The organism is Gluconacetobacter liquefaciens (assembly GCF_003350405.1).
Classification (GTDB): domain Bacteria; phylum Pseudomonadota; class Alphaproteobacteria; order Acetobacterales; family Acetobacteraceae; genus Gluconacetobacter; species Gluconacetobacter liquefaciens.
On record NZ_QQAW01000004.1, the window covers coordinates 163,513 to 184,913 of the forward strand.

Annotated in this window: 16 protein-coding genes; 4 read left to right on the top strand and 12 right to left on the bottom strand. The window is 64.5% G+C overall.

Going from position 1 to position 21,401, the window contains the following annotated elements; all coding sequences use genetic code 11:
• Positions 1–2: 2 nt before the first annotated feature.
• The 6 genes from C7453_RS09100 to C7453_RS09125 form a co-directional block, all read right to left on the bottom strand.
• Positions 3–1,253 (bottom strand): cysteine desulfurase, encoded by a 1,251-nt coding sequence (locus C7453_RS09100; protein WP_114727231.1) that lies wholly within the window; start codon positions 1,251–1,253, stop codon positions 3–5.
• 2 nt (positions 1,254–1,255) lie between these two features.
• The gene (gene sufD / locus C7453_RS09105; RefSeq protein ID WP_114727232.1) at positions 1,256–2,521 is read right to left on the bottom strand and encodes a Fe-S cluster assembly protein SufD; all 1,266 of its coding nucleotides are present in this window, start codon (positions 2,519–2,521) and stop codon (positions 1,256–1,258) included.
• Entirely contained in the window at positions 2,518–3,291 is a 774-nt protein-coding gene (sufC, locus tag C7453_RS09110) for a Fe-S cluster assembly ATPase SufC (RefSeq protein ID WP_114727357.1), read from the bottom strand. The genes sufD and sufC overlap by 4 nt, the downstream gene beginning before the upstream one ends.
• A 15-nt stretch (positions 3,292–3,306) precedes the next feature.
• Complete coding sequence (gene sufB, locus C7453_RS09115; RefSeq protein WP_114727233.1) at positions 3,307–4,797, bottom strand: Fe-S cluster assembly protein SufB; 1,491 nt, start codon at positions 4,795–4,797, stop codon at positions 3,307–3,309.
• Positions 4,798–4,812: 15 nt separating this feature from the next.
• Complete coding sequence (locus tag C7453_RS09120) at positions 4,813–5,283, bottom strand: SUF system Fe-S cluster assembly regulator (RefSeq protein WP_114727234.1); 471 nt, start codon at positions 5,281–5,283, stop codon at positions 4,813–4,815.
• A gap of 147 nt (positions 5,284–5,430) precedes the next feature.
• A complete protein-coding gene (locus tag C7453_RS09125; RefSeq protein ID WP_114727235.1) occupies positions 5,431–6,744 on the bottom strand; it encodes a DUF445 domain-containing protein in 1,314 nt (437 codons plus the stop codon).
• A gap of 184 nt (positions 6,745–6,928) precedes the next feature.
• On the opposite strand from C7453_RS09125, the gene C7453_RS09130 reads away from it, so the two are divergent.
• The 3 genes from C7453_RS09130 to C7453_RS09140 all read left to right on the top strand — a co-directional run bounded on the left by C7453_RS09130 (position 6,929) and on the right by C7453_RS09140 (position 12,316).
• Positions 6,929–9,742: a phosphoenolpyruvate carboxylase gene (locus tag C7453_RS09130; RefSeq protein ID WP_114727236.1), complete on the top strand. Its 2,814-nt coding sequence runs from the start codon at positions 6,929–6,931 to the stop codon at positions 9,740–9,742.
• A 131-nt stretch (positions 9,743–9,873) separates the two neighbouring features.
• A complete protein-coding gene (locus tag C7453_RS09135; RefSeq protein WP_245948943.1) occupies positions 9,874–10,653 on the top strand; it encodes an MBL fold metallo-hydrolase in 780 nt (259 codons plus the stop codon).
• Between the two features lie 16 nt (positions 10,654–10,669).
• A complete protein-coding gene (locus tag C7453_RS09140; RefSeq protein WP_114727237.1) occupies positions 10,670–12,316 on the top strand; it encodes a S10 family peptidase in 1,647 nt (548 codons plus the stop codon).
• A 10-nt stretch (positions 12,317–12,326) separates the two neighbouring features.
• Here C7453_RS09140 and C7453_RS09145 read toward each other — a convergent pair whose 3' ends face one another.
• Genes C7453_RS09145 through C7453_RS09165 form a run of 6 tightly spaced genes read right to left on the bottom strand, consistent with a single transcriptional unit; the run spans position 12,327 to position 19,589 of the window.
• On the bottom strand, positions 12,327–13,856 hold the full coding sequence (locus C7453_RS09145) for a S10 family peptidase (protein WP_170143170.1): 1,530 nt from the start codon (positions 13,854–13,856) through the stop codon (positions 12,327–12,329).
• Positions 13,840–14,262 carry a hypothetical protein gene (locus C7453_RS18710; RefSeq protein ID WP_141288777.1) on the bottom strand — a complete coding sequence of 141 codons (423 nt, stop codon included), beginning with the start codon at positions 14,260–14,262 and terminating at the stop codon, positions 13,840–13,842. Before C7453_RS18710 ends, C7453_RS09145 begins: the two co-directional genes overlap by 17 nt.
• Positions 14,263–14,293: 31 nt before the next feature.
• Positions 14,294–15,106, bottom strand: coding sequence for an N-formylglutamate amidohydrolase (locus C7453_RS09150; protein ID WP_170143171.1), 813 nt, complete (start codon positions 15,104–15,106; stop codon positions 14,294–14,296).
• Positions 15,096–16,331: an MFS transporter gene (locus C7453_RS09155; RefSeq protein ID WP_114727240.1), complete on the bottom strand. Its 1,236-nt coding sequence runs from the start codon at positions 16,329–16,331 to the stop codon at positions 15,096–15,098. Before C7453_RS09155 ends, C7453_RS09150 begins: the two co-directional genes overlap by 11 nt.
• 9 nt (positions 16,332–16,340) lie before the next feature.
• Positions 16,341–17,192, bottom strand: a complete 852-nt coding sequence (locus tag C7453_RS09160) for a carbon-nitrogen hydrolase family protein (protein ID WP_114727241.1) — start codon at positions 17,190–17,192, stop codon at positions 16,341–16,343.
• A gap of 18 nt (positions 17,193–17,210) precedes the next feature.
• Positions 17,211–19,589, bottom strand: coding sequence for a TonB-dependent receptor (locus tag C7453_RS09165; RefSeq protein WP_170143172.1), 2,379 nt, complete (start codon positions 19,587–19,589; stop codon positions 17,211–17,213).
• Positions 19,590–19,881: 292 nt separating this feature from the next.
• Here C7453_RS09165 and C7453_RS09170 point away from each other — a divergent pair, with 292 nt between their 5' ends.
• A complete protein-coding gene (locus tag C7453_RS09170; protein WP_114727243.1) occupies positions 19,882–21,216 on the top strand; it encodes an aminotransferase class I/II-fold pyridoxal phosphate-dependent enzyme in 1,335 nt (444 codons plus the stop codon).
• The last annotated feature ends 185 nt before the right edge of the window (positions 21,217–21,401 follow it).

The window sequence follows — 21,401 nt, forward strand, 5'->3', positions numbered from 1 at the left end:
CCTCAGACGAAAAAGCCGCGGATCTGCGTCAGCGTCGATGCCAGGGCATCCACCTCCTCGCGCGTCGTATAAAGTGCGAAGCTCGCGCGCGCGGTGGCGGAGAGGCCCAGGCGCCGCATCAGCGGCTCGGCGCAATGATGGCCCGCCCGCACCGCAATCCCGTTGCGATCCAGCAGGGTGGCGATGTCGTGCGGATGCACGTCATCCATCGTAAACGAAATGACGCCCCCACGCTCGGCGGGTGCCCCCACCACATGCAGACCCGGCACCTCGGCCAGACGCGGTAACGCATATTCGACCAGCGCCGCCTCATGCGCCGCGACGGCCTCATACCCAATAGCCTCGATGTAGCTGATAGCTGCCCCCAGCCCGATCGTCTCGATGATCGCAGGCGTGCCGGCCTCGAATTTATGCGGCACGTTGGCCCAGGTGGAGCGCTCGAAGGTCACGGAGGAAATCATGTCGCCGCCGCCCATGAACGGCGGCATCGCATCCAGCAGTTCCCGCCGCCCCCACAACACACCGATCCCCGTAGGACCATACAGCTTGTGGCCGGTGAAGGTGTAGAAATCAGCATCGATCGCCTGCACATCGACCCGGCGATGCACGACGAACTGACTGCCATCGAACAGCACGCGCGCCCCTGCCGCATGGGCGATATCGGCAATTTGCCGTGCCGGCGTCACAGTCCCCAGCACGTTCGACATATGGGTAACGGCCACCAGCGCCACCTTGCCGTCCGCCACCAGACGCTCCAGCGCGTCCAGTTCGATATCGCCGTCATCGGTGATCGGCGCCACGCGCAGTTCAATGCCCGTCCGGTCCCGCAGCATCTGCCACGGCACCAGATTGGCATGGTGCTCCATCTCCGAAATCACCACAGCCTGCCCCGGCCGCATCATGCTGCCGAAGGAGTAGGCAACCAGATTGATGGCTTCGGTGCTGTTGCGGGTAAAGATCACCTCTTCCCGCGCCGAAGCACCGATCAGCCCGGCCACCTGATCACGCACCGCCTCGTAGACATCGGTGGTGCGCTCGCTCATCCAGTGCAGGCCGCGATGAATGTTGGCGTATTGCGTACGCATGGCGTCGCCCATCGCATCGATCACCTGGACGGGCTTCTGTGCGGAGGCCGCACTGTCCAGAAAGACCAGCGGGCGGCCATGCACCGTCTCACCCAGGATCGGGAAATCGGCGCGCCTGTCGCGCAACGAATCGATGGGGTCGATCATCACCACGGGCGGGACATCCATAATCATGCGTCCTTTCGGTTCCACCAGGTCTCGACCGCGCGGTTCAGCACCTCCCGCAAGGCCTCGTCGCCCATCAGTTCCACCGCATCGTGCAGGAAGGCCTTGACCAGAATCGCCCGGGCCTCATCTCCCGCCACACCGCGGCTGCGCAGATAGAAAAGCTGCTCCGCATCCAGCGCCCCCACGGTCGCGCCATGGCTGCACCGCACGTCATCGGCATAGATTTCCAGTTCCGGCTTGGCGTCGATCTCGGCGGTATCCGACAGCAGCAGGGCCTGATTCATCTGGTAGCCGTCAGTCTTCTGCGCAACACGCTCGACCAGGATCTTGCCCTGGAAGACGCCCCGAGCATGGCCCGCCAGCACGTTCTTCACCGTCTGGCGCGAATTGCACGACGGCGCGGCATGGGTAATCACGCTGGTCAGGTCAGCCACCTGCCGCCCGTCCAGCAACTGCGCGCCATTGACATGCACGATGCCACCCTCGGCCGCCAGCCTGGCATGCACTTCGTGCCGCGCCAGCGCCGCACCCAGCGTCAGGGTAAAGCTGTCATAGGACGCATCACCCGCGACCTCGGCATGCACCACCGCCAGATGCCGGGCAACCGGGTCCTCGGTCTGCAGCTTGGCGTGGATCAGATGCCCGCCTTCCGCAACCGCGACATCCAGCACCGGGTTGTTCAGATAATCGCCACGCCCGACCGACAGATCGAGCACCGACAGGCGCGCTCCCGCCCCCAGCACGATCCGGTGCCGGGGATGGACCGACAGCACGACACCATCCGGCGCCACCACGACCGACAGCAGCGCCATCCGCCCGGCATCGACACCGGCCGCCACGATCAGCGTCAGCCCGTCTTCCGCCAGCAGGGCATTCAGCGCGCTGGCCACATCATCATGCGGCACCAGATCCGCGCCCGCCGCGAAGCGCGTCACCGACACCCCGTCCGGCAGGCGCGACAGGTCAGGCGCAAAACACCCATTCACCATCACCGCGCGCGGCAGGCCGGCATCCAGTGCGTAGGCCCGCACGGCCTCAGCCAATAGGGCATCGACCGCCGCCGCATCAGCCTGCGCCGGCGCGCCGGCAAACGCGATATCCGCGAGCGTCCGCAGCGACGTGTATTTCCACGCCTCGACACCCGCGCGCGGCAGTCCCGCCTTGCGCAACAGGTCAGCCGCCTGGGCGCGCGTGGCATTCCCCTCCCCGCCGGCATAGCGGTTCAGGAACGCAGCGGCGCTGACGCCGGCGGGAGAGATCGCGTTCACGCGGCCTCCGCCAGGAAACGGGCATAGCCCTGGGCCTCAAGCTGCTTCGCCAGTTCCGGCCCACCACTATGGATGATGCGCCCGCGCGCCATCACATGGATGCGGTCCGGCACGATGTAATCCAGCAGCCGCTGGTGGTGGGTAATGACCAGCGCCGAGAAATCCGGCGCGCGCAACGAATTCACACCCTCGGCCACGATCCGCAGCGCATCGATATCCAGTCCGCTGTCGGTCTCGTCCAGAATGGCGAAGGACGGGTTCAGCATGCGCATCTGCAGCACTTCGTTGCGCTTCTTCTCACCACCCGAAAAGCCGACATTCACATTGCGCTTCAGCATGTCGTCGGACATCGACAGATGCTTCGTCTCCTGCCGCACCGCCTTCAGGAAGGCCACCGCATCCAGTTCTTCCTGCCCGCGCGCCCGGCGCACCGCATTGACGGCGGTGCGCAGGAAATTCGCATTATTGACGCCCGGCAGTTCGACCGGCGCCTGAAACGCCAGGAACAGCCCCAGCGCCGCACGCTCCTCCGGCTCCAGGGCCAGCAGGTCCTGGCCCTTGAAGGTCGCGCTGCCCGCCGTCACCTCGTAATCCTCGCGCCCCGCCAGAACGTAGGAGAGCGTGGATTTACCCGACCCGTTCGGCCCCATGATCGCATGGACCTCACCGGCCGGGATTTCCAGATCGACGCCACGCAGGATTTCCTTGTCCGCGCCGTTATCCGAAATCTTGGCGCACAGGCCGGCAATCCGCAAAAACTCGTTGCTCACGTCACTCATCTCCGTTCAGCCGACGCTGCCTTCAAGGCTGATCTGCAGCAATTTCTGGGCCTCGACCGCGAATTCCATCGGCAGTTCCTTCAGCACGTCCTTGCAGAAGCCGTTCACGATCAGGCCCACCGCATCTTCCTCGGACAGGCCGCGCTGGCGGCAATAGAACAGCTGGTCTTCCGAAATCTTCGAAGTCGTCGCCTCATGTTCGATCTTGGCCGACAGGTTGCGGCTTTCGATATAGGGCACGGTATGCGCACCACACTGATCGCCGATCAGCAGGCTGTCGCACTGGGTGAAGTTCCGCGCCCCGGCGGCCTTGGGCATCATCCGCACCAGACCGCGATAGGTACTGTCGGAATGCCCGGCACTGATGGTCTTGGCGATGATCGTCGAGCGCGTATTGCGCCCCAGATGGATCATCTTGGTCCCGGTATCGGCCTGCTGATGATTATTGGTCACCGCGACCGAGTAGAACTCACCCACCGCGCCATCGCCCTGCAGGATGCAGGAGGGATATTTCCAGGTAATGGCCGATCCGGTCTCCACCTGCGTCCACGAGATCTTGGACCGGTCGCCCCGGCACGCGCCGCGCTTGGTCACGAAATTATAGATCCCGCCGCGCCCCTGCTCGTCGCCCGGATACCAGTTCTGGACCGTCGAGTATTTGATCGACGAATCTTCCATCGCCACCAGTTCGACCACCGCCGCGTGCAACTGGTTCTCGTCGCGCATCGGCGCCGTGCAACCCTCCAGGTACGAGACCGACGCCCCGTCCTCGACCACGATCAGCGTCCGCTCGAACTGCCCGGTATTGCGCGCATTGATGCGGAAATAGGTCGAAAGCTCCATCGGGCAGCGCACGCCCTTGGGCACATACACGAACGAGCCATCGGTAAAGACGGCCGAATTCAGCGCCGCATAGAAATTGTCGGCCACCGGCACCACGCTGCCCAGATAGCGGCGCACCAGTTCGGGGTGCTCGCGCACCGCCTCGGAAATCGGGCAGAAGATCACGCCGGCCTTGGCCAGGGTCTCGCGGAAGGTGGTCACGACCGACACGCTGTCGAACACCGCATCCACCGCCACCGGCGGCCGCGCGGTCTCCCCCTCGGGCAGTTCCACCCCGGCCAGCATCGCCTGCTCATGCAGCGGGATACCCAGCTTTTCGTAGGTGCGCAGCAGTTCCGGATCGACCTCTTCCAGCGATTTCGGCCCCGGCTTCTTCTTCGGCGCGGCATAATAATGCGCGTCCTGGAAATCGATCGGCGGATGGCTGACCTTGGCCCAGGTCGGCTCGGTCATGGCCTGCCAGGCCTGGAACGCCTTCAGCCGCCATTCCAGCAGCCATTCGGGTTCCTGCTTGCGGTGCGAGATCAGGCGGATCGTGTCTTCGGTCAGGCCCTTGGGGGCCATGTCCATCTCGATCTCGGTCTCGAAGCCCCACTTGTAGGTGGATTGGCCCAGAGTCTCGACCGCATCGCGGGTTTCGGCAATCGCTGGCATGTCTTCCTGCTCCCCTCAGACTGCGACGGCCGGGCCGGCAGCGGATATGTCATGGGCCGCGCAACCGGCCCCCGGTCCCCGCGCGGCCTGCCCGCGGGTCTGCATGTCGGCCAGCGTGATCGAGGACAACGCCCCCCGGATCGCGTCATTGACCGCATCCCACTGCCCGCACAGGCCGCACAGGGTGCGCGCATCGCACTCCCCGCCATCGACGCACGCCGTCAGCGAGATCGGCCCATCCACGGCGGTGATGACCCGCGCCACCGAAATTTTATTCAGCGGCTGCGCGAGACGGTATCCCCCACGGGCGCCGCGCAGGGAAATCACCAGTTCGTCGGCTGCCAGAATCTTCAGCACCTTGGCCACCGTCGGTTCGGGAATCCCCGTAGCATGCGAAAGCGAAGGCGAGGTCATCATCTCGTCCTGCTGCGCCAGGCGCACCAGGGCAACGACGGCATAGTCGGTCAGCTTCGAGAGTCTCAGCACCCGCCCCCCCTTTTCGTCCCTGGATTCCGGCCCGCTCCATAGCGGACCAATTCAGTCCTGATTTACGATCCAGATGATGCCCAACAGCGCCATCGTCAAGTGCAAACCGCGCACACCGGGTCGTCAGGACCGCATGGCGCGGCCCGATCATCCCACCTGCGCCCCAAAAACAAGGTGCAGCGCCAGCGACAGCACTGCCCCCGCGAGGAAGCCGACCAGCGTGCCGTTCAGCCGCACGAACTGAAGATCCCGGCCCACCCGCAATTCCAGCCGCGAAACCAGCATGTCGGTATCCCAGGCCGCCACGACCCCGGCAATGAAGCGCGACAGCCGCTCGCGCACGAAAGGCAGGCTACCCAGGATCATGCGGCGCGCCCACCCGACCACACGCTCGCGCAACGCCTGGTCGGTACGCATCTGGTCGGCCAGGCGCTGCAACGTGTCCCGCACGATCGACGCCGTCCAGCCATCGGAGCGGGTCATGTCGGCCTCGATCATCTGCCGCATCCGGCGCCAGACGTCGCTCCCCCAGTCGCGGATGCTGTCATGGGTCATCACGCCTGCGATCGCGCCCGTGATCTCCCGGCGCCGCTCGGGGTCGGTCTCGATCCGGTCGATCTCCCCGCGCACCCAGGTGGTGAAGCCCTCGCGCAGGTCCGAATTCTGCGGATCGACCCGATCCAGTTCCTGATTGACCGCAATCAGCACCTTGGTCGCGATCGAGCCACCGATGGCCCAGCCCAGAATCCGCCCACCCTGCTCGCGCACGCGGTCCTCGATCATCGCACGCAGCGATTCTTCCTTGGCCTTCAACCCGTCTTTCAGCCGCGCCAGCAGGAACGACAGCACTTCCTGATGCCGATCGCCTTCCACCAGCGCCCGCAAGGTCCGCGCCACCACCGGCGCCACTTCCTCGCCTCCCAGAATCAGCGGCAGCATCCGCGTCACGGCCGATCCCGCGCGCCCATCCTCCAGCCGCGCCATCACGGCGGGCGCGGCGCCGGCCAGCGTACGGCATACGGTCTGGGCGGTCGCCGGGTCATCCAGCAGGCCGGCCACGATTCCGGGCAGGTCGATCCGCTCCAGCGCAGCCGCCACATCGGCCTCGGTAAAGACGTGGGTCGCCACGAAGCGGCCCAGCGCCTCGCCCAGACGCGCTTTCTGCGCGGGCAGGATAGCGGTATGGGGAATCGGCAGCCCCATGGGCCGCCGGAACAGGGCCGTCACGGCGAACCAGTCGGCCAGACCGCCCACCACACCGGCCTTCGCGCCCGACCGCAGCACATCAAGCCACAGGGCATTGGTCACCAGGCCGGCCGCCGGCGCGGCACAAGTTGCTACGGTCAGCACCCCCATGCCGGCCAGAAGGCCGCCCGCCGCGAGGCGATATCGGCGCAATGTCCGCCAGGCGGCCCGATCCGCATCGGACATGGCGTTTTCCGCATCGGGGCTCGTCTTCATCCCCTGCTCGATACCACTCCGCACGCACAGACCCAAGCGCCGCCCACGAAACCCGCGGCCCCCTCGCGGCACATCGACCGAAATTCGACGTGATCGACACCACCAGAGATTGCGATGGGAACGCGAACATGAAACCCTGCCGGGGCGTGACGCCACGGATGATTACAGAAAAGACAGGCCAGCAATGACCGACACCTCCATCAGCGACGCGGCGGAAATGCTGCTCGACCTCGCACGGCAATCGGTTACGGGGGCCGAGGATCTGTCCGCGGGCAATCCCATCATCACCCTGGCGCGCCGAATCGGCCGGCGGCTGACTGCCGGTACACTCACGACCGACATGCTCGACGGCGTGGTGCGCCAGCTGCGCGACGACGCCTTCCGCGCCCGGGCCGCCCGGCTGGGCAGCTATGTCGACGGCACCGACGATGCGCAGATCGCGGCCCGCCTGCGCGAGGTCGCGCGCACGGTTGCCACCGCTGCGGGGCCGGAGGGCACACCGCCCACCTTCGGCGCCTTCCGCAAGACCGTGGAACGCTGCCGCTTCGCAGCCGTCTTCACCGCCCACCCGACCTTCGCCCTGGCCAATCCGGTCTACGCGCTCCTGGTGACGATGGCGTCAGCCGATCCCGCCGCACCGCCCCCCCTGCCGGAGATGGAAACCCATCGCCGCGCCGCACCACCCACCCTGGAAGAGGAATTCACCCTCGCCTCGGCTGCGATCCTGCGCGGACGCGACGCGCTGGACCGGCTGACCGGCGCCTTGCTGGCCGAAGCCCGCGCCCGCTGGCCGCATGAATGGTCGGTCCTCAGCCCCCGCCCGGTGATCCTGACCAGCTGGGTCGGCTACGACACCGACGGGCGCACCGATATCGGCTGGTGGGACACGATCCGCCTGCGGCTGCGAATGAAGAAGCTGCAACTGGAGCGGCTACAGGCGCAGATCGCACCATTGCTGCCCCTGGCCGAAACCCTGCATGCACGGGTCGGCAGCGCGCTGGAGGCCGTCACCGCCCAGATCGAGGCCTGCCCGGTCGGCACCTCCGTGCAGCCCGAAGCCGTCGCCGCCTTCGCCGCCGTGCTGATCGAGCGCAGCGACGAGGCCATCCCCGCCGCCAGCCTGCTGGCCGCTCCGTTCCAGGAGGCCATCGACGCCGCCCCGCCCGACGACCGCATGGCCCTCTCCATCGCCCGCGCCGGGCTGCTGGCCCACGGCATGGGCGCCGCCCACACCCATGTCCGGCTGAATTCGACGCAGATCCACAATGTCGCGCGCCAGCGGCTTGGGATCGAGGACAATCCGGACAATCCGTCGCAGCGCCGCGCCCTGCTCACGCATATCAACGACGCGCTGGAACAGGCCCAGCCGGTCGAGATCGATTTCGGCTCGCTGCTGGTCGAGCAGGCAACCGCCGGCCGCCTGATGATGACGGTGCGCCAGATCATCCGCCACATCGACAATGAAAGCCCGGTCCGCTTCCTGATCGCCGAGACCGAAAGCGGCTATACGCTGCTGGCCGCCCTCTGGCTGGCCCGCACCTTCGGCATCGCCGACAAGGTCGAGATCTCGCCGCTGTTCGAAACGCAGGAAGCGTTGGAAAACGGCGCCCATATCGTCGAGGAAGCCCTGCGTTCGCCCCATTGGCGCGACTATCTGCGCCGCACCGGCCGGATGAGCCTGCAATTCGGCTATTCGGATTCCGGCCGCTATGTCGGGCAGCTCGCCGCCACCTATCTGATCGAACGCCTGCGACTGAAAATCTGCGACCTGCTCCGGCGCTGGGACCTCACGGAGGTCGAGGTCATCCTCTTCGACACTCATGGCGAGAGCATCGGCCGCGGCGCCCACCCGTTCCGCCTGGCCGACCGGCTCGACTACCTGTCGCCACCGCAGGCACGGGCCACCTTCGCCGATGCAGGCGTGCATATCCGCGAGGAAACCGCCTTCCAGGGCGGTGACGGTTACCTGCTGTTCGGCACGAGCGCGCTGGCCGACGCCACCATCAGCATCATCGCCGAGCACGCCTTCGCCCATCCGCCCCGCGACCGCGACCCGGTGTATGACGAGCCCGATTTCTCCGCCGATTTCTTCTCCACCATTGGCGCGGGCATGGCCACCCTGGTCGAAGACCCAGGCTATGCCGCGCTGCTGGGCGCCTTCGGTCCGTCCCTGATCGACAAGACCGGCTCGCGCCCCTCGGCCCGCCAGAGCGATGCCGGCGCCGCCACCACGCGCATCAGCCATCCCAGCCAGTTGCGCGCCATCCCCAACAACGCAATCCTCCAGCAACTCGGCTGGTGCGCCAACACCATCCAGGGCCTCGGTACCGCCTCCGCCCGCCACCCCGAAACATTCGAGGAATTTCTCGGCCGCAGCCCGCGCTTCCGCCGGGCGCTGGATTTCGCGGCCCACGCCCTGGCCCACTCGGATGACATGGTGCTACGCGCCGTCATCTACATGCTCGACCCGGATATGTGGCTCAACCGCGCAACGGCCGAGACCGACCCGGCCCGGCGCGACGCCTATCTGGTCCTGATGCAGGGGCTGGAACGGCTGAATTTCTGGGCCAGCACCCAGGCCATGTTCCGCCGCATCCAGTCCGATCATCTCGCCCTGCGCCGCGCCTGGGCACAGGCCCCCGCCATGGGCACCGAGGAAAAGCTGCTGCACGCGATCCGCATCGCCATGATCGAGCAGATCTGGCTGCTATCGACGCGCATCCCCTATTTCTCGCCGCGCAACGCCTTCTCGCGCGACGCGCTGACAACGCGCGTGCTGTGCCTGGAAATCCCCTCCGCCCTGCGCGAGCTGGACCATGTCTTCCCCTCGGTCACGCGCAGCGGCCTGGAACTGGACTACCACGAGCCCCACGGCCCCCGCTCCGAAGGCGCCTATGTCCGCGAACATGCCGAAATCTTCGTGCCCATGCTGCGCCTGTTCAACCTGCTGCGCGAAACCAGCGTCGCGGTGATGCACCATGTCGGAGCCTTCGGCTGACCACGCGCCTCGAATCCCGCCCCCGCCCCTCCTGGCAGGTCCGCGAACCACCGCCGCCCACGGGCCGTCCCCTGAAGGCGGCGGCGCACCTGCCGGGGCTACGGCGTATCGTCGCCCCCAATCCCGGCCCCATGACCGGGCACGGCACCAATAGCTGGCTGGTCGACCATCCCGGCGGCACCGCCGTCATCGACCCCGGCTCGGACCATCCCGCGCATCTCGAAGCGATCCTCGCGGCCGGGGGCGGCCGGATCACGCATATCCTGCTGACCCACACGCACCGCGACCACCTGACGGGCGCCCGCCCGCTGGGCCGCATGACAGGCGCACCGGTCTGCGGCTTCCGCCACAGCGCGGTCCCATCCTTCACGCCGGACATCGCGCTCGACGACGGATCGGTCGTGGCTGGACTGACCGCCCTGCACACGCCGGGCCATGCGGCCGACCATCTCTGCTTCCTGACGGAGGAGGGGATCGTCTTCACCGGCGATCACATCATGGGATGGTCGACGACGATGGTGCCGCCCGCGCCGGATGGCTCGGTGCGCCAGTTTCTCGACGGGCTGGAAAGGATCAGCGCCCTGGCTCCGCCCTTGCTGCTGCCGGCCCACGGACCGCCGATCCCCACACCCGAACCCTGCATCCGCGCCCTGATCACCCACCGCCTCTCGCGCGAGGACAGAATCCTGGCCGCCCTGCGGCAAGGCCCCGCAACGCTCGAGGACATGATGCGGCGCGTCTATCGCGCCATACCAGCCTCCCTCCACCGGGCGGCGGAACTGAATCTGCTGGCGCACCTGGAAAAATTGCGTGATGACGGTTGCGCCATGCACGATCACGATGTCTGGCGCGCCGATGCCGCACACGGAGCCTCCCCGCCTCCGCAGGAACCGGCACGCCCGGCCCCCTGACCAACCGGAGGAACCGTTGACCACACGCCTGACCCTGCTGCTGTCCGCCTCGCTCATCTGCCTGGGCCTGTCTCCGGCCCGCGCCGCCATCGACCACCCCGATACGGCCCATCCCGACCCCGCCCATGCCGCCCACCCGGCCCAGCCCATCGAACGGACCAGCAGCGGCACAATCACGATCGACGGCAAACCCGTCGCCTACCAGGCCGTCGCCGGCACACTGGTCGTGCACCCCCATGGCTGGGACGATTCCGACGAGACCGTCCAGCACCAGACACCGGGCAGTGACGCCCACGCCATCGACGGCAACCCGGACGCCACGGCGTCGATGTTCTATGTCGCCTATTTCCGCAAGGACAGCCGCCCAGACTCCCGTCCCGTCACCTTCATCTATAATGGCGGGCCGGGTTCGTCCTCGGTGTGGCTGCATATGGGCGCCTTCGGCCCGCGCCGGGTGGTGACGAACGACGACACCCACACCCCTGCCAGCCCCTACCGGCTGATCGACAACCCACAGAGCCTGCTCGACGTCACCGATCTGGTCTTCATCGACGCGCCGGGCACCGGCTTCGGCCGCATCAACGGCAAGGACAAGGAAAAGCTGTTCTGGGGCGTGGACGCAGACGGCCAGGCCTTCACCAGCTTCGTCAGCCAGTTCCTGGCGAAATACGGCCGCTACAACTCGCCGAAATATCTGTTCGGCGAAAGCTACGGCACCATGCGCTCGGCCGTTCTGGTCAATGATCTGCAAAATCAGGAAAATATTGACTTCAACGGCGTGATCCTGCTGTCGCAGATCCTCAGCTACGACAACAGCGTGGACGAACCGGCACTGAATCCCGGCATGGACGAACCATTCGTGCTGGCGCTGCCCACCTACGCCGCCACCGCCTGGTATCACCACAAGCTGCCGCAGCAGCCCGAAGACCTGAAGGCCTTCCTTGCCGAGGTCGAGCATTTCGCCAGCACCGACTATCTGGCGGCGCTGCAACAAGGCGCGGCCCTGCCCGATGCCGACCGGGCACGGATCGTGGAACGACTGCACGCCTATACCGGCCTGCCCGCCGACTATATCCGCCGGGCCGACCTGCGCATCGACGGCGGAGAATTCTCCAAGACCCTGCAATCGGACGACGGCATGACGACCGGCCGTCTCGACACCCGCTTCTCCGGCCCCGCTCTGGACCCGCTGAGCGAGGAAGCCGGCTACGATCCGCAATCGACTGCCATCAGTTCGGCTTACGTGTCCCTGTTCAACGACTACGTGCGCAAGACGCTGAATTACGGTGACGGCCTGACCTATCGTCCGGAAATCGACATCCAGCACTGGAACTTCCACCACGCAGCCGGCGGCGGTACGGAGTCGGACGGCCCGGCCAACGTGATGCCAGACCTCGCGGAGGCGATGAAGACCAACCCAACCCTGAAAATCATGCTCAATGCCGGCTATTTCGACCTGGCAACCCCGTATTACGAAGGGGTCTACGAAATGCGCCACCTGCCGATCCCGACCGCCTTGCAGAAGAATATCGAATTCCGCCAGTACCAGTCAGGCCACATGGTCTACGCCAACATCCCGGCCCTGACCCAGTTGCACGACAACATCGCCGACTTCATCCGCCGCACCGACAACCAGCCGGCACCCGGTTCCTCCGCGCCATAACGGGCGCAGATCACCTGCCCGGCCACGGGCAGGGTTCCTCATGGGCATAAAAGGCATGAAGATCGCCCGAAATCTTCTGCAACGCCGGCATATCGAAATACATCATATGCCCGGCCGGGTAGCGGCAGAAACCAATCTGCCGCATCCGCTCCAGAGAAATGTCGAGATGCCGGATATCATGAAGCGTCAGTGAAAAAGGCGTGGCCAGATCGTAAAGACCATTGAGAAACACGACCTGCATCCCCGGATTCCGCGTCATGGCCTCCGCCAGGTCATCGCCCGTCACCGCCGTTTCCAGCGGCCGGGCACGCCCCCGCGCCTTGTGTCGCCAGTCCCAAGCCGAACTGATCGTATTGTCATACACGACATAAGGGCGCGTACCGGCATAGCCGAAATCCAGATCGAGTTGCCGGTTCCATATCGCTGTCAGCGGCGCGCGGACATTCTCGTTCGCAGGGTCGAAAACCGGCAGATCGGGCGTGACATGCGACATCGCGGCCGTGGCGCGCGCATCGTAGCGACCGATGCTCAACCCTTCGGATTTCAGCAGCGCGCTGCGAAACGTCGCGACATCGATCTTGAGGCCATGGTCCATGATGTCGCCGACAGAAAGCCCCAGATAGCGTGACAATTGTTCCGCAACCCCCTGTTGCGACGCGACATCCAGGTCCTTGCCCTGCCATAGCGCCCGCATATACGGCCCGGCGGCAAAATCCTGTGCCTGGGCCATAACGTCGTCGAGCGGGCGATCCTGATAGCCGCTTTTATGATGGAACCAGGCGATAGCGGCATAGGACGGAAGATAACCCGCATTCGTCAGATCGACCCCCGGCAGCCTTTCTCCATAATCGAGAATTGTCGACATGAAGATCAACCCGTTCAGGAACACCCCGCGCTCGGTCAGGATGCGACTGGTGATGGACACCCGGGTCGTCCCGTAACTTTCGCCGAAAAGATAGAGCGGGGCATTCCACCTATGGGCCATGGCCAGATAGGCCGTGACGAAATCGGCCGAACTGGCGGCATCCTGATCCACCTGCCAGAAATCCGCGTTTTTCTTCTCGCCCATCGGATGGGAAAAGCCGGTGCCGACCGGATCAACGAAGACCAGATCGGTCACATCCAGCAGCGTCAGCGGATTGGCCGCAACATCATAAGGCGCCCCCGCGACCAGGTGGCTGGCTTCCGCACCAACGCGAAGCGGGCCGAACGATCCCAGTTGCAGGAATAGCCCCGACGATCCGGGGCCACCATTGAAGAAGAACGTGACCGGCCGGCTCCCCTCCTTCCCTGCGCTGTAGGCGACATAAGACAGGCAGGCGACGGCATTGCCCTTGGCATCCTTCAAGGGAAGCATCCCCAACTGCCGCTCATAGGCCCATTTCCGCCCCTTGAGGGTGATCGCACCGGCCACATGCCTGTTCAGGTCACAGGCCGCCGGCGCGGCGGGTTCGGCAGCACGCGCGGCTCCCGGAAACAGCGTCGCCGCCGCAAGGCACAGTCCCGCCAGAACGCCCCACCATTCAGAGCGAGCATGCATGCTGCGTGGCCCCCTTCTCATCCAACATGCTGAAATATTCGCTATAGACCTTGGGCGCCTGCGGAACCGCGCAACTGACGCCCCAGCGAAACAGCAATCCATCCCGGTCCGGGCGCCAGATCTCCGCGATCAGGATCGCTCCATCGCGCAGTTTCAGGATTTCCAATGCGCCATCGGGCAACAGACGCCCGCGCAGATGATCGAAGCGCCGACTACCCGCAAACGGATATGGGCGATCGTCGAGCGGAATATCGAAGCGGAAATGAGACGGTGCCGCCGCAGGATCGGTACGGTTGACCGAATGGTAGAACAGACGGCCGTCCCGCAGACACAGGCTGACGGTCAGGCTCATGCTGTCGCGGGGGAACAGTCCGTTGCTCCAACTGGATCGCTCCCTTTCGATCATCCATGTTCCATTCAGGGCAGCGATCACGGACTCAGGCACGCACATGCAGCAGGGCATCTCTGTCATCGGGATTGAAGGGCTCGGAAGAACAGGCGCGCAGCGCCTGGACCGTCATATCGGCCCATCGGGCGATGCCGGCCTTCGTGGCCAGCAGGTCGTTGCGGATTTCGACGATGACGGCAGGCAATCCCCGCCCATCACCATGGAAAGGAATCGTATGGTTCGAATGCTTCCAGAGGTCATAAGGCTGGTTGCAGCCAACCTTCTCTCCGCTCGCCTCCGCCATGGATCGTGCCACCCTTTCCCCCTGGGCGCGCGACGCCCGATACAGTACCCCAGCCCCCCACGGACGCGCCACCCCCGCATAAACCGGGGTAAAGGAATGAATCCCCACCAGAAAGGTCGCCAGTCCCAGGGCCGCGCGCCTATCCAGCAGCGCCCCCAGCCCGTCGTGGAACGGACGATGCCAGCGCGCCAGCCTCTCCTCACGTGCCTGCGCCGTCAGATCCGCATTCCCCGGCACCGGAACATCCTCGCTACGCGCCGGAATGCATTCGCAGCAGACTTCCGGCCGGTTCAGGTCGATGACCAGGCGCGACACCGGCGCGGTCACCAGAGGCGCGTCCAGTGCCCGGGCCACCCGCGACGCCACATCCACGGCATTGATGTCCCAGCCGATATGGCCAAGGGCCGTCTCCGGATCCAGGCCCAGACCGTCGTACTCCGGCGGAATGACCGATGACGCATGTTCGCAGACAATCACATAGGGGCCCCGGGCACCGGCATCGCGAACGATGATCGCCTCGTCGCCGCCCCGTTCGGCGTCCTTCGGTTCAGATCCCACCGGCATGTTCCTTTACGTCAAGAAGCGGCCTGTCGGGCCGCAGCCAGAAGAAACCGACTGCTCCGGCAGCGGCCGCAACGGCGGGCAGCAACAGCACGTCGGCCCACGAGCCACCGCTCCAGGTCACGATCCCGCCGACCCCCAGCGGTACGAGGCTGGCGGACAGGCTTCCCCAGAAGGCGGTGCAGCCGGTCACGAACCCGGTATAGCGGCCGCTGACATCCTGCACGGCGGACCAGAGCGACACCTGCACGAAGCCGATCGCCCCGAGGCAGCCCGTCATCAGGATCAAAGCCGGCGCGGTGCCATGGACATGGCCGGCCACGGCCAGCAACCCCGCACTGAGCGCCAGCGCCAGCACCGGGGGCCCGGTCCTGACAAGGCGCAGGCCATATCCCATGGCGATCAGCCGGTCTGCGAGCACCCCTGCCAGCAGGACGGAGACATACAGCGCGGCCCATGGGGCGGAAGACAGCCAGCCCAGATCTTTCAGCCGGACATGATGGACTTCATGCAGCCACGTCGGAAACCAGCTGGCATAGAAACCCTGCACGCAGATCGTGCAGAAATACAGAAAGCCGATCAGCCAGAATCGCGGCGCGCGAAGCAGTTCCCCGCGACCTGCGCCGGCCTCCACAGGCACCGCCGCCCCCCGGATACTCTCCGGCGGATCGCGGTAGCAGACCAGCCAGTAGACACTGATGACGATCCCGAAGGCGCCGAACAGCGCAAAGGCCAGTTTCCAGGAATAAGCCAGCATCAGCCAAGATGTCAGCGGCCCGCTGACGATGGAGCCCAGGTAGATGAAGCCCAGCAGCAGCGCATTGGCGCGGCTTCGCGATGCCGCGGCAAAACGCTGCTTCAGCACCAGCATGCTGCTCGCCCAGTCGGGCGCCTGCGCGGCCCCCATCCCGAAACGGGCCAGCAGAAAGGGCGCGAACCCCAGACAGAGCGGGCTGACGAATGTCGCGAGAGACCACAGGAAGGCGGCCCCGAACAGGACGCGGCGCGGCCCCATCCGCTCGGCAAGCCAGCCGGACAGGGGTTGGAGCAGCGAATATCCCCAGGTGGCGCAGGACAGGATGAACGACGCCTCGGCGACGCTGAAACCCAGATCCTTGCGAATAACCGGCATGGCAATGGAAATCGCGTGCCGGTCCAGCGACATCAGGAAATTGATCGGCGCCAGCAGAAGGATCAGGACGATCCAGCTTTTCTCCCGCATGACCCGTCGTCAGTCCGTCACGGGGAGAGGAAGGCGCCGATGGTTGCCTAGCGGAATGGCCTGCCGGATGTGCTGCGTGATGGCATGGTCCAGATAACCGGTCACGGAATGGGCGCCGTCCGACGCCATGGCCACGATATGGCCCCACGGATCGCAGATCAGCGAATGACCATAGGTCGTGCGCAGATCCCCGCTCTCATGGCGATGCGACCCATACATGCCGGTCGCCACGATCCAGACCTGGTTTTCGATCGCCCGTGCCCGCAGCAGAACCTCCCAATGGTCCTTGCCGGTCTGCAAGGTAAAGGCCGCCGGAACGAAGATGACGTCAGCCCCCTTGTCGCGGAGGGCGCGGAACAGCTCGGGAAAGCGCAGATCGTAGCAGATCGTGAAACCGGCGGTCATCCCGTCGATGTCGCAGGTCACCAGTTCCCCGCCGTGATTGAAATCGCGGCTCTCGTTGTAAACCGTGCCGTCCGGGCCGGTCACGTCGAAAAGATGCAGCTTGCGATAGCGCGCGATTTCCCGGCCTGCCGGGTCGAAGACCAGCGTGGTGTTGCACAACCGGCCGTCATCCAGTTCGGCGATCGAGCCGCCATGCACATAGGCATCATATTCCCGCGCCAGATCCACCATGGTCTGGTAGATCTCGCCACCCGGCGCGCCGCTGCCCAGTGCGGGCAGGCGTTCCGCCACCGCAAAACGCGTCGCCCGATCCGCGTTTCGGCAGGGCCACATCTCCGGCAGGCTGATGATACGGGCTTTCTGGCGCGAGAAGGACTCCGCGATCATCCGGCGGACCGTGGCGATATTCTCGTCCTTCTTGTTGCCCGCGTTGAACTGGATCAGGGTGACAAGCATGATGGTATCCTCGAATGTTCAAAAACCTGTCGAGATGGAAACGAGCGCGGCAAATCCCGCTCCCAGGTCGTAGGTCGGCGTCGCGGCGGCGATGGTCGCCCCGTTGGCGCCCTTCTGGGCCTTGGCGTTGGCGACGGGCGCCACGACACCCGACAGATAATTGCTGTTGGCGGCGTTGATGATGTTCAACTGGATCTGCGGCCGATACAGAAAGCCCAGCTTCCCCATCCGGTATCCGGCGTTGAGATCCAACGTCTTGCGCTCCGGAATCCCCTGATCGTTCATGAAGCTCGCATACATCGAATCGACCCAGTTGAACTGCAGACCGCCGAAGAAGCTGCCATCGTCATAATTGATGCCGATCGCCGCCGTCGCCTTCTGGCTCATCGGCGCGATCTTTCCTTTGGTACGCAGATATGTTCCGGCGGTATGGAAATTGTCGTTGATGGTCGCATGCAGATACGAGATCGACGCATAGGGCGAGATATGATGCCACGGCTTCAGACCGATTTCCGCCTCCACACCGCGTGATGTCTGCCCCCCGACATTGAGATACTGCGTGGTCAGCACCCCATTGAGCGGCGCCGTCGCGGAAAGCTGTCGATTGCGGAAATCATAGTTGAACACACCGATCGAGGCGTTGAACAAGCCTGTATACCGATATCCCAGTTCCTCCGAGATGGAATATTCCGGCTTGATCGACGAACTGCCGCGAGACGTGATCTTTCCAGTCGAAACGCTCAGCACATCGTAAAACGGCGTATCGCCCACGGGGGTGCGGAACGCAGTGTTCACATTGAAGAAGATCTGGTGTTCGGCATTGAAGTTGTAATGCACGCTCATGCGCGGCAGCGGAATCGCATAGCTCGCCCCGGCATAATAGCGCGCACCAGGCAGCATGTTCGCACCCCGCAGATCGACCATCGCCTCCTTGAACCCGGCGGAAATCTTCAGCTTGTCATGCAGCAGCGAAACCGTATCCTGGACATAGAGCGCCGTCGTCTGCTGGATCTCATGCAGATTGGTGCTGTAAAGAACCGGCCCGCTGGCCATCGTGATGGCATCCCCGCCATACAGGTTGGCGGCCTGCCCATTCTGGTTCACCGCCGCGTAGGACGTAATGGCCCGCCGGTCGAGGTAATTGTACCAGGTCCCGAACTCGAACAGATTGATGCCCGTCCGATAAGCCAGCCCGGCATTGACACCGCTCGAAAACGTATAGCCTGCCGCCACCGCTGCCACGACCCCGCGGCCCGCTGTCAGATTTTCCAGCCCCAGATCCCCGGCCGGTTCGTTCCCCGAATAACTGCCGGTATTGCTCAACGTGCTCCCATTCGGCACCGTCCCGCTCATCCACAGATAATACGGCGTCGCCGAGAAGGACAGCCCATGTCCCAGATTGAAGTGCGATGGCAACGAAACCATGACGCGCGAACGGCGATTGATCCACAGCTTGTAGTAATTCGCCTGTCCGCTCTTGAAGGATGTCGCCAGATTGTAATTCGGCCCATATTTCTGCCACTGGCTCAACGTCAGATAGTTCATCCAGGAATCCTGGACGCGGTTATAGGTCACGACGGCCGCCACGCGATTGCCGTTTCCCCATTCCTTCACGAACTTGCTGTCGACATGATAGCGCGAATTGGTGCCCGGCCCGCGCCAGTTGTCATTGGTCGTATAGGAAAACGAGGTGAAATTCCGGATACCCGTATGACCGATCTCCCCTGTATCCAACCGGATAAATTCACGAAACGCATTATTCGTGCCGAAGCTGGACCCGAAATACCCACCGCGCTGCCGTGACGGATCGCGCAGGGACGAACTGATCAGCGCGCCCACGGCGTTCAGCGCCGGTGCCGTAATATCCGGCGAACCCTGCCGGATCTCGAAATGGCCGATATTCTCGGCATCCGACCATTCCGAGGAATCCGCGACATGGTTGACCTGGTCATCGGCGGGCATGCCTTCGAATTCCCAGCCGATCTCGTTCTGCTGCATGCCACGGATCAGAACATTCGCCCGGTCGCTCAACCCCAGCGGATCGGTCTTGGCGACCGTCACGCCGGGCGACATCTGCATCAGGCTGAACAGATTGCTGGTTGGCGCCTGTTTCGCGATATAATCGCGGGTCGCGCCGCTGACCATCGCGGAATCATCCCGGGTTGGCAGCAATCCGCCACCCGGCGTCTGGTTGGTCACACCGTTGGCGTCCCGCAATACCCCGACCACGCGCAGTTCCTCGGCTTTTCCCTGGGCCTGGACACCATTCCCGCCGGGCGGCGTCTGCGCGCGCACTTTGATATGCGACGGACGATCGTCTCCCTTCGGCGCGCTGTCGGCTGCCCTGGCTGCGTCGAGGCTGCCGGACAGCGCAGTCATGCACAGAAGTGCAAACATCGTTTTATTCCGCACGCCTTTTCCCCTCGCAGGATATGGATCCTGGAAAACTTCAGGATCCATCAATGTCATATCCAGACCGAAACAGTATTGACGGAGCCATCTGAAGCCGACAAATGTTATGTTGTTATTGAACATTTAATTCTGCTCTCTGCGGACCGACGAAAAAAGAAGGAGGTTACCCTGGTGTCAGGGCACAAACACCTCTTGCGCGTGATATAATCTGTGTATGACGTTATTTTAAGTGTTTCTTTGTTATTGAACATTTAAAATTGGTCAAAGGCGGCGTGTATTGACAAACACCATCTCTGCATCGTGGCTCTCCGATCATCTTCCCGATCGCAGCGTCACAGGCATCACCCGGCGAACCCGCTTTCTCATCCAGTCCGGATTACTGCCGCTCGGCAGCCGGCTTCCGTCGCTACGCGAACTCGCCTTCTGCATGGAAATCAGCCCGGCGACCCTGTGTCTCGCCTGGGCCGAACTGCGCAAGGACGGCATTATCGAAGGGCGCGGACGCCTGGGCAGTTGGGTCTGCCAGGCTTCCTCCTCTCCCCGCCCCAGGCGGCGCGGCGTCCAGAAACATGCCGGGCGCGATCTCATCAATCTCGCAGCGGCCATACCCGACCGCTCCCTCCTGCCGCCGCTGACCGAAGCCCTCTCCCATGTTGCCCAGATGCCGGACGTCAATTCCTACGCCAAGATCCGCATCACCCCGGCGCTGGAGAGCGCGTGCCGCGAAAGCTGGGCCTATCAGGCCGAGGCGTTTCTCGCCACCAACGGCGGGTTCTGCGCCCTGAATGAAACCTTCTCGGCCCTCCTTTCCAGGGGCGCGGTCGTGGCCGTCGAAACCCCGACAGCCACGGCCACGCTGGATATCCTCGAGCATCTCGGCGTCACGGCCATACCAGTCGTGTCGGATCACCAGGGGCCCTGCCCGCGGTCGCTCGCCAGGGCGCTCCTCCAGGACCCCGCCGCCTTCGTGCTCCAGCCCCGGGTCAACGGCATCACCGGGCGCCATGTCAGTCCCGAGCGCCTGGCCGCCATCGCGGCACTGCTCAAGGACAAACCGTCATGGATCATCGAGTGGGACGCGCTGGACGCGCTGTCCCACACGCCACCAGCCAGCCTCGGCCACTGGCTGCCGAACCATACGGTTCATATCCGCTCCTACTCCAAGAGCATGGCGCCGGACCTGCGTCTGGCCGTGCTGTCCGCGTCTTCGGAAATCGTTGCAAAAATCCATCAGTTCCGCGCATTCGGTGCCGGCTGGACCAGCCGTATCCTGCAAGAAGCGACGGCATGGCTGCTGGGGGACTGGGCGGCGCAGGACTGTATCCGCAACGCCCGCGCAATCTACGCGAACCGCCGCCGCCACCTGGTAAACGCCCTGCGCGACAAAGGCGTCACCGTCGATGACGAAGGCAGCGGCCTCACCCTCTGGCTGCCCGTACAGAACGAGCAGGCGGCCTTGGCCTTTCTGGAGGAAAACGGCGTTCTCGTCTCGGCCGGGCACAAACACTCCCTGGCATCGGCCTCCTGCATCCGCGTCGCCTATTCCAATCTGCAAACCAATTTCGACTGGATCGGCGGTCTCATTGCCACCGCCACGCGCCTGTGCGACTGAACGAACGCGACGAATTTCGTTGACGCCGGATCACTCCATCGCAATTCTGATCCCGGTCCGATGCAACCTGCCGCCTGCGGCCCAATGGCCACGGTGAATGCGTCTTCGCTCCGTTCCCCTCCTGTTCGGGCGAGCCTATCAGCAATGCAGGCCCTGATCCCGATGGTTCGCCCTGACAGACGAGG

Bases quoted from the DNA above. Each gene is read 5' to 3' on its own strand.
- C7453_RS09100 (WP_114727231.1), bottom strand. From the start codon at position 1,253: ATGGATGTCCCGCCCGTGGTGATGATCGACCCCATCGATTCGTTGCGC.
- sufB (WP_114727233.1), bottom strand. From the start codon at position 4,797: ATGCCAGCGATTGCCGAAACCCGCGATGCGGTCGAGACTCTGGGCCAA.
- C7453_RS09125 (WP_114727235.1), bottom strand. From the start codon at position 6,744: ATGAAGACGAGCCCCGATGCGGAAAACGCCATGTCCGATGCGGATCGG.
- C7453_RS09130 (WP_114727236.1), top strand. From the start codon at position 6,929: ATGACCGACACCTCCATCAGCGACGCGGCGGAAATGCTGCTCGACCTC.
- C7453_RS09135 (WP_245948943.1), top strand. From the start codon at position 9,874: ATGACCGGGCACGGCACCAATAGCTGGCTGGTCGACCATCCCGGCGGC.
- C7453_RS09145 (WP_170143170.1), bottom strand. From the start codon at position 13,856: ATGCATGCTCGCTCTGAATGGTGGGGCGTTCTGGCGGGACTGTGCCTT.
- C7453_RS18710 (WP_141288777.1), bottom strand. From the start codon at position 14,262: ATGATCGAAAGGGAGCGATCCAGTTGGAGCAACGGACTGTTCCCCCGC.
- C7453_RS09155 (WP_114727240.1), bottom strand. From the start codon at position 16,331: ATGCGGGAGAAAAGCTGGATCGTCCTGATCCTTCTGCTGGCGCCGATC.
- C7453_RS09160 (WP_114727241.1), bottom strand. From the start codon at position 17,192: ATGCTTGTCACCCTGATCCAGTTCAACGCGGGCAACAAGAAGGACGAG.
- C7453_RS09165 (WP_170143172.1), bottom strand. From the start codon at position 19,589: ATGTTTGCACTTCTGTGCATGACTGCGCTGTCCGGCAGCCTCGACGCA.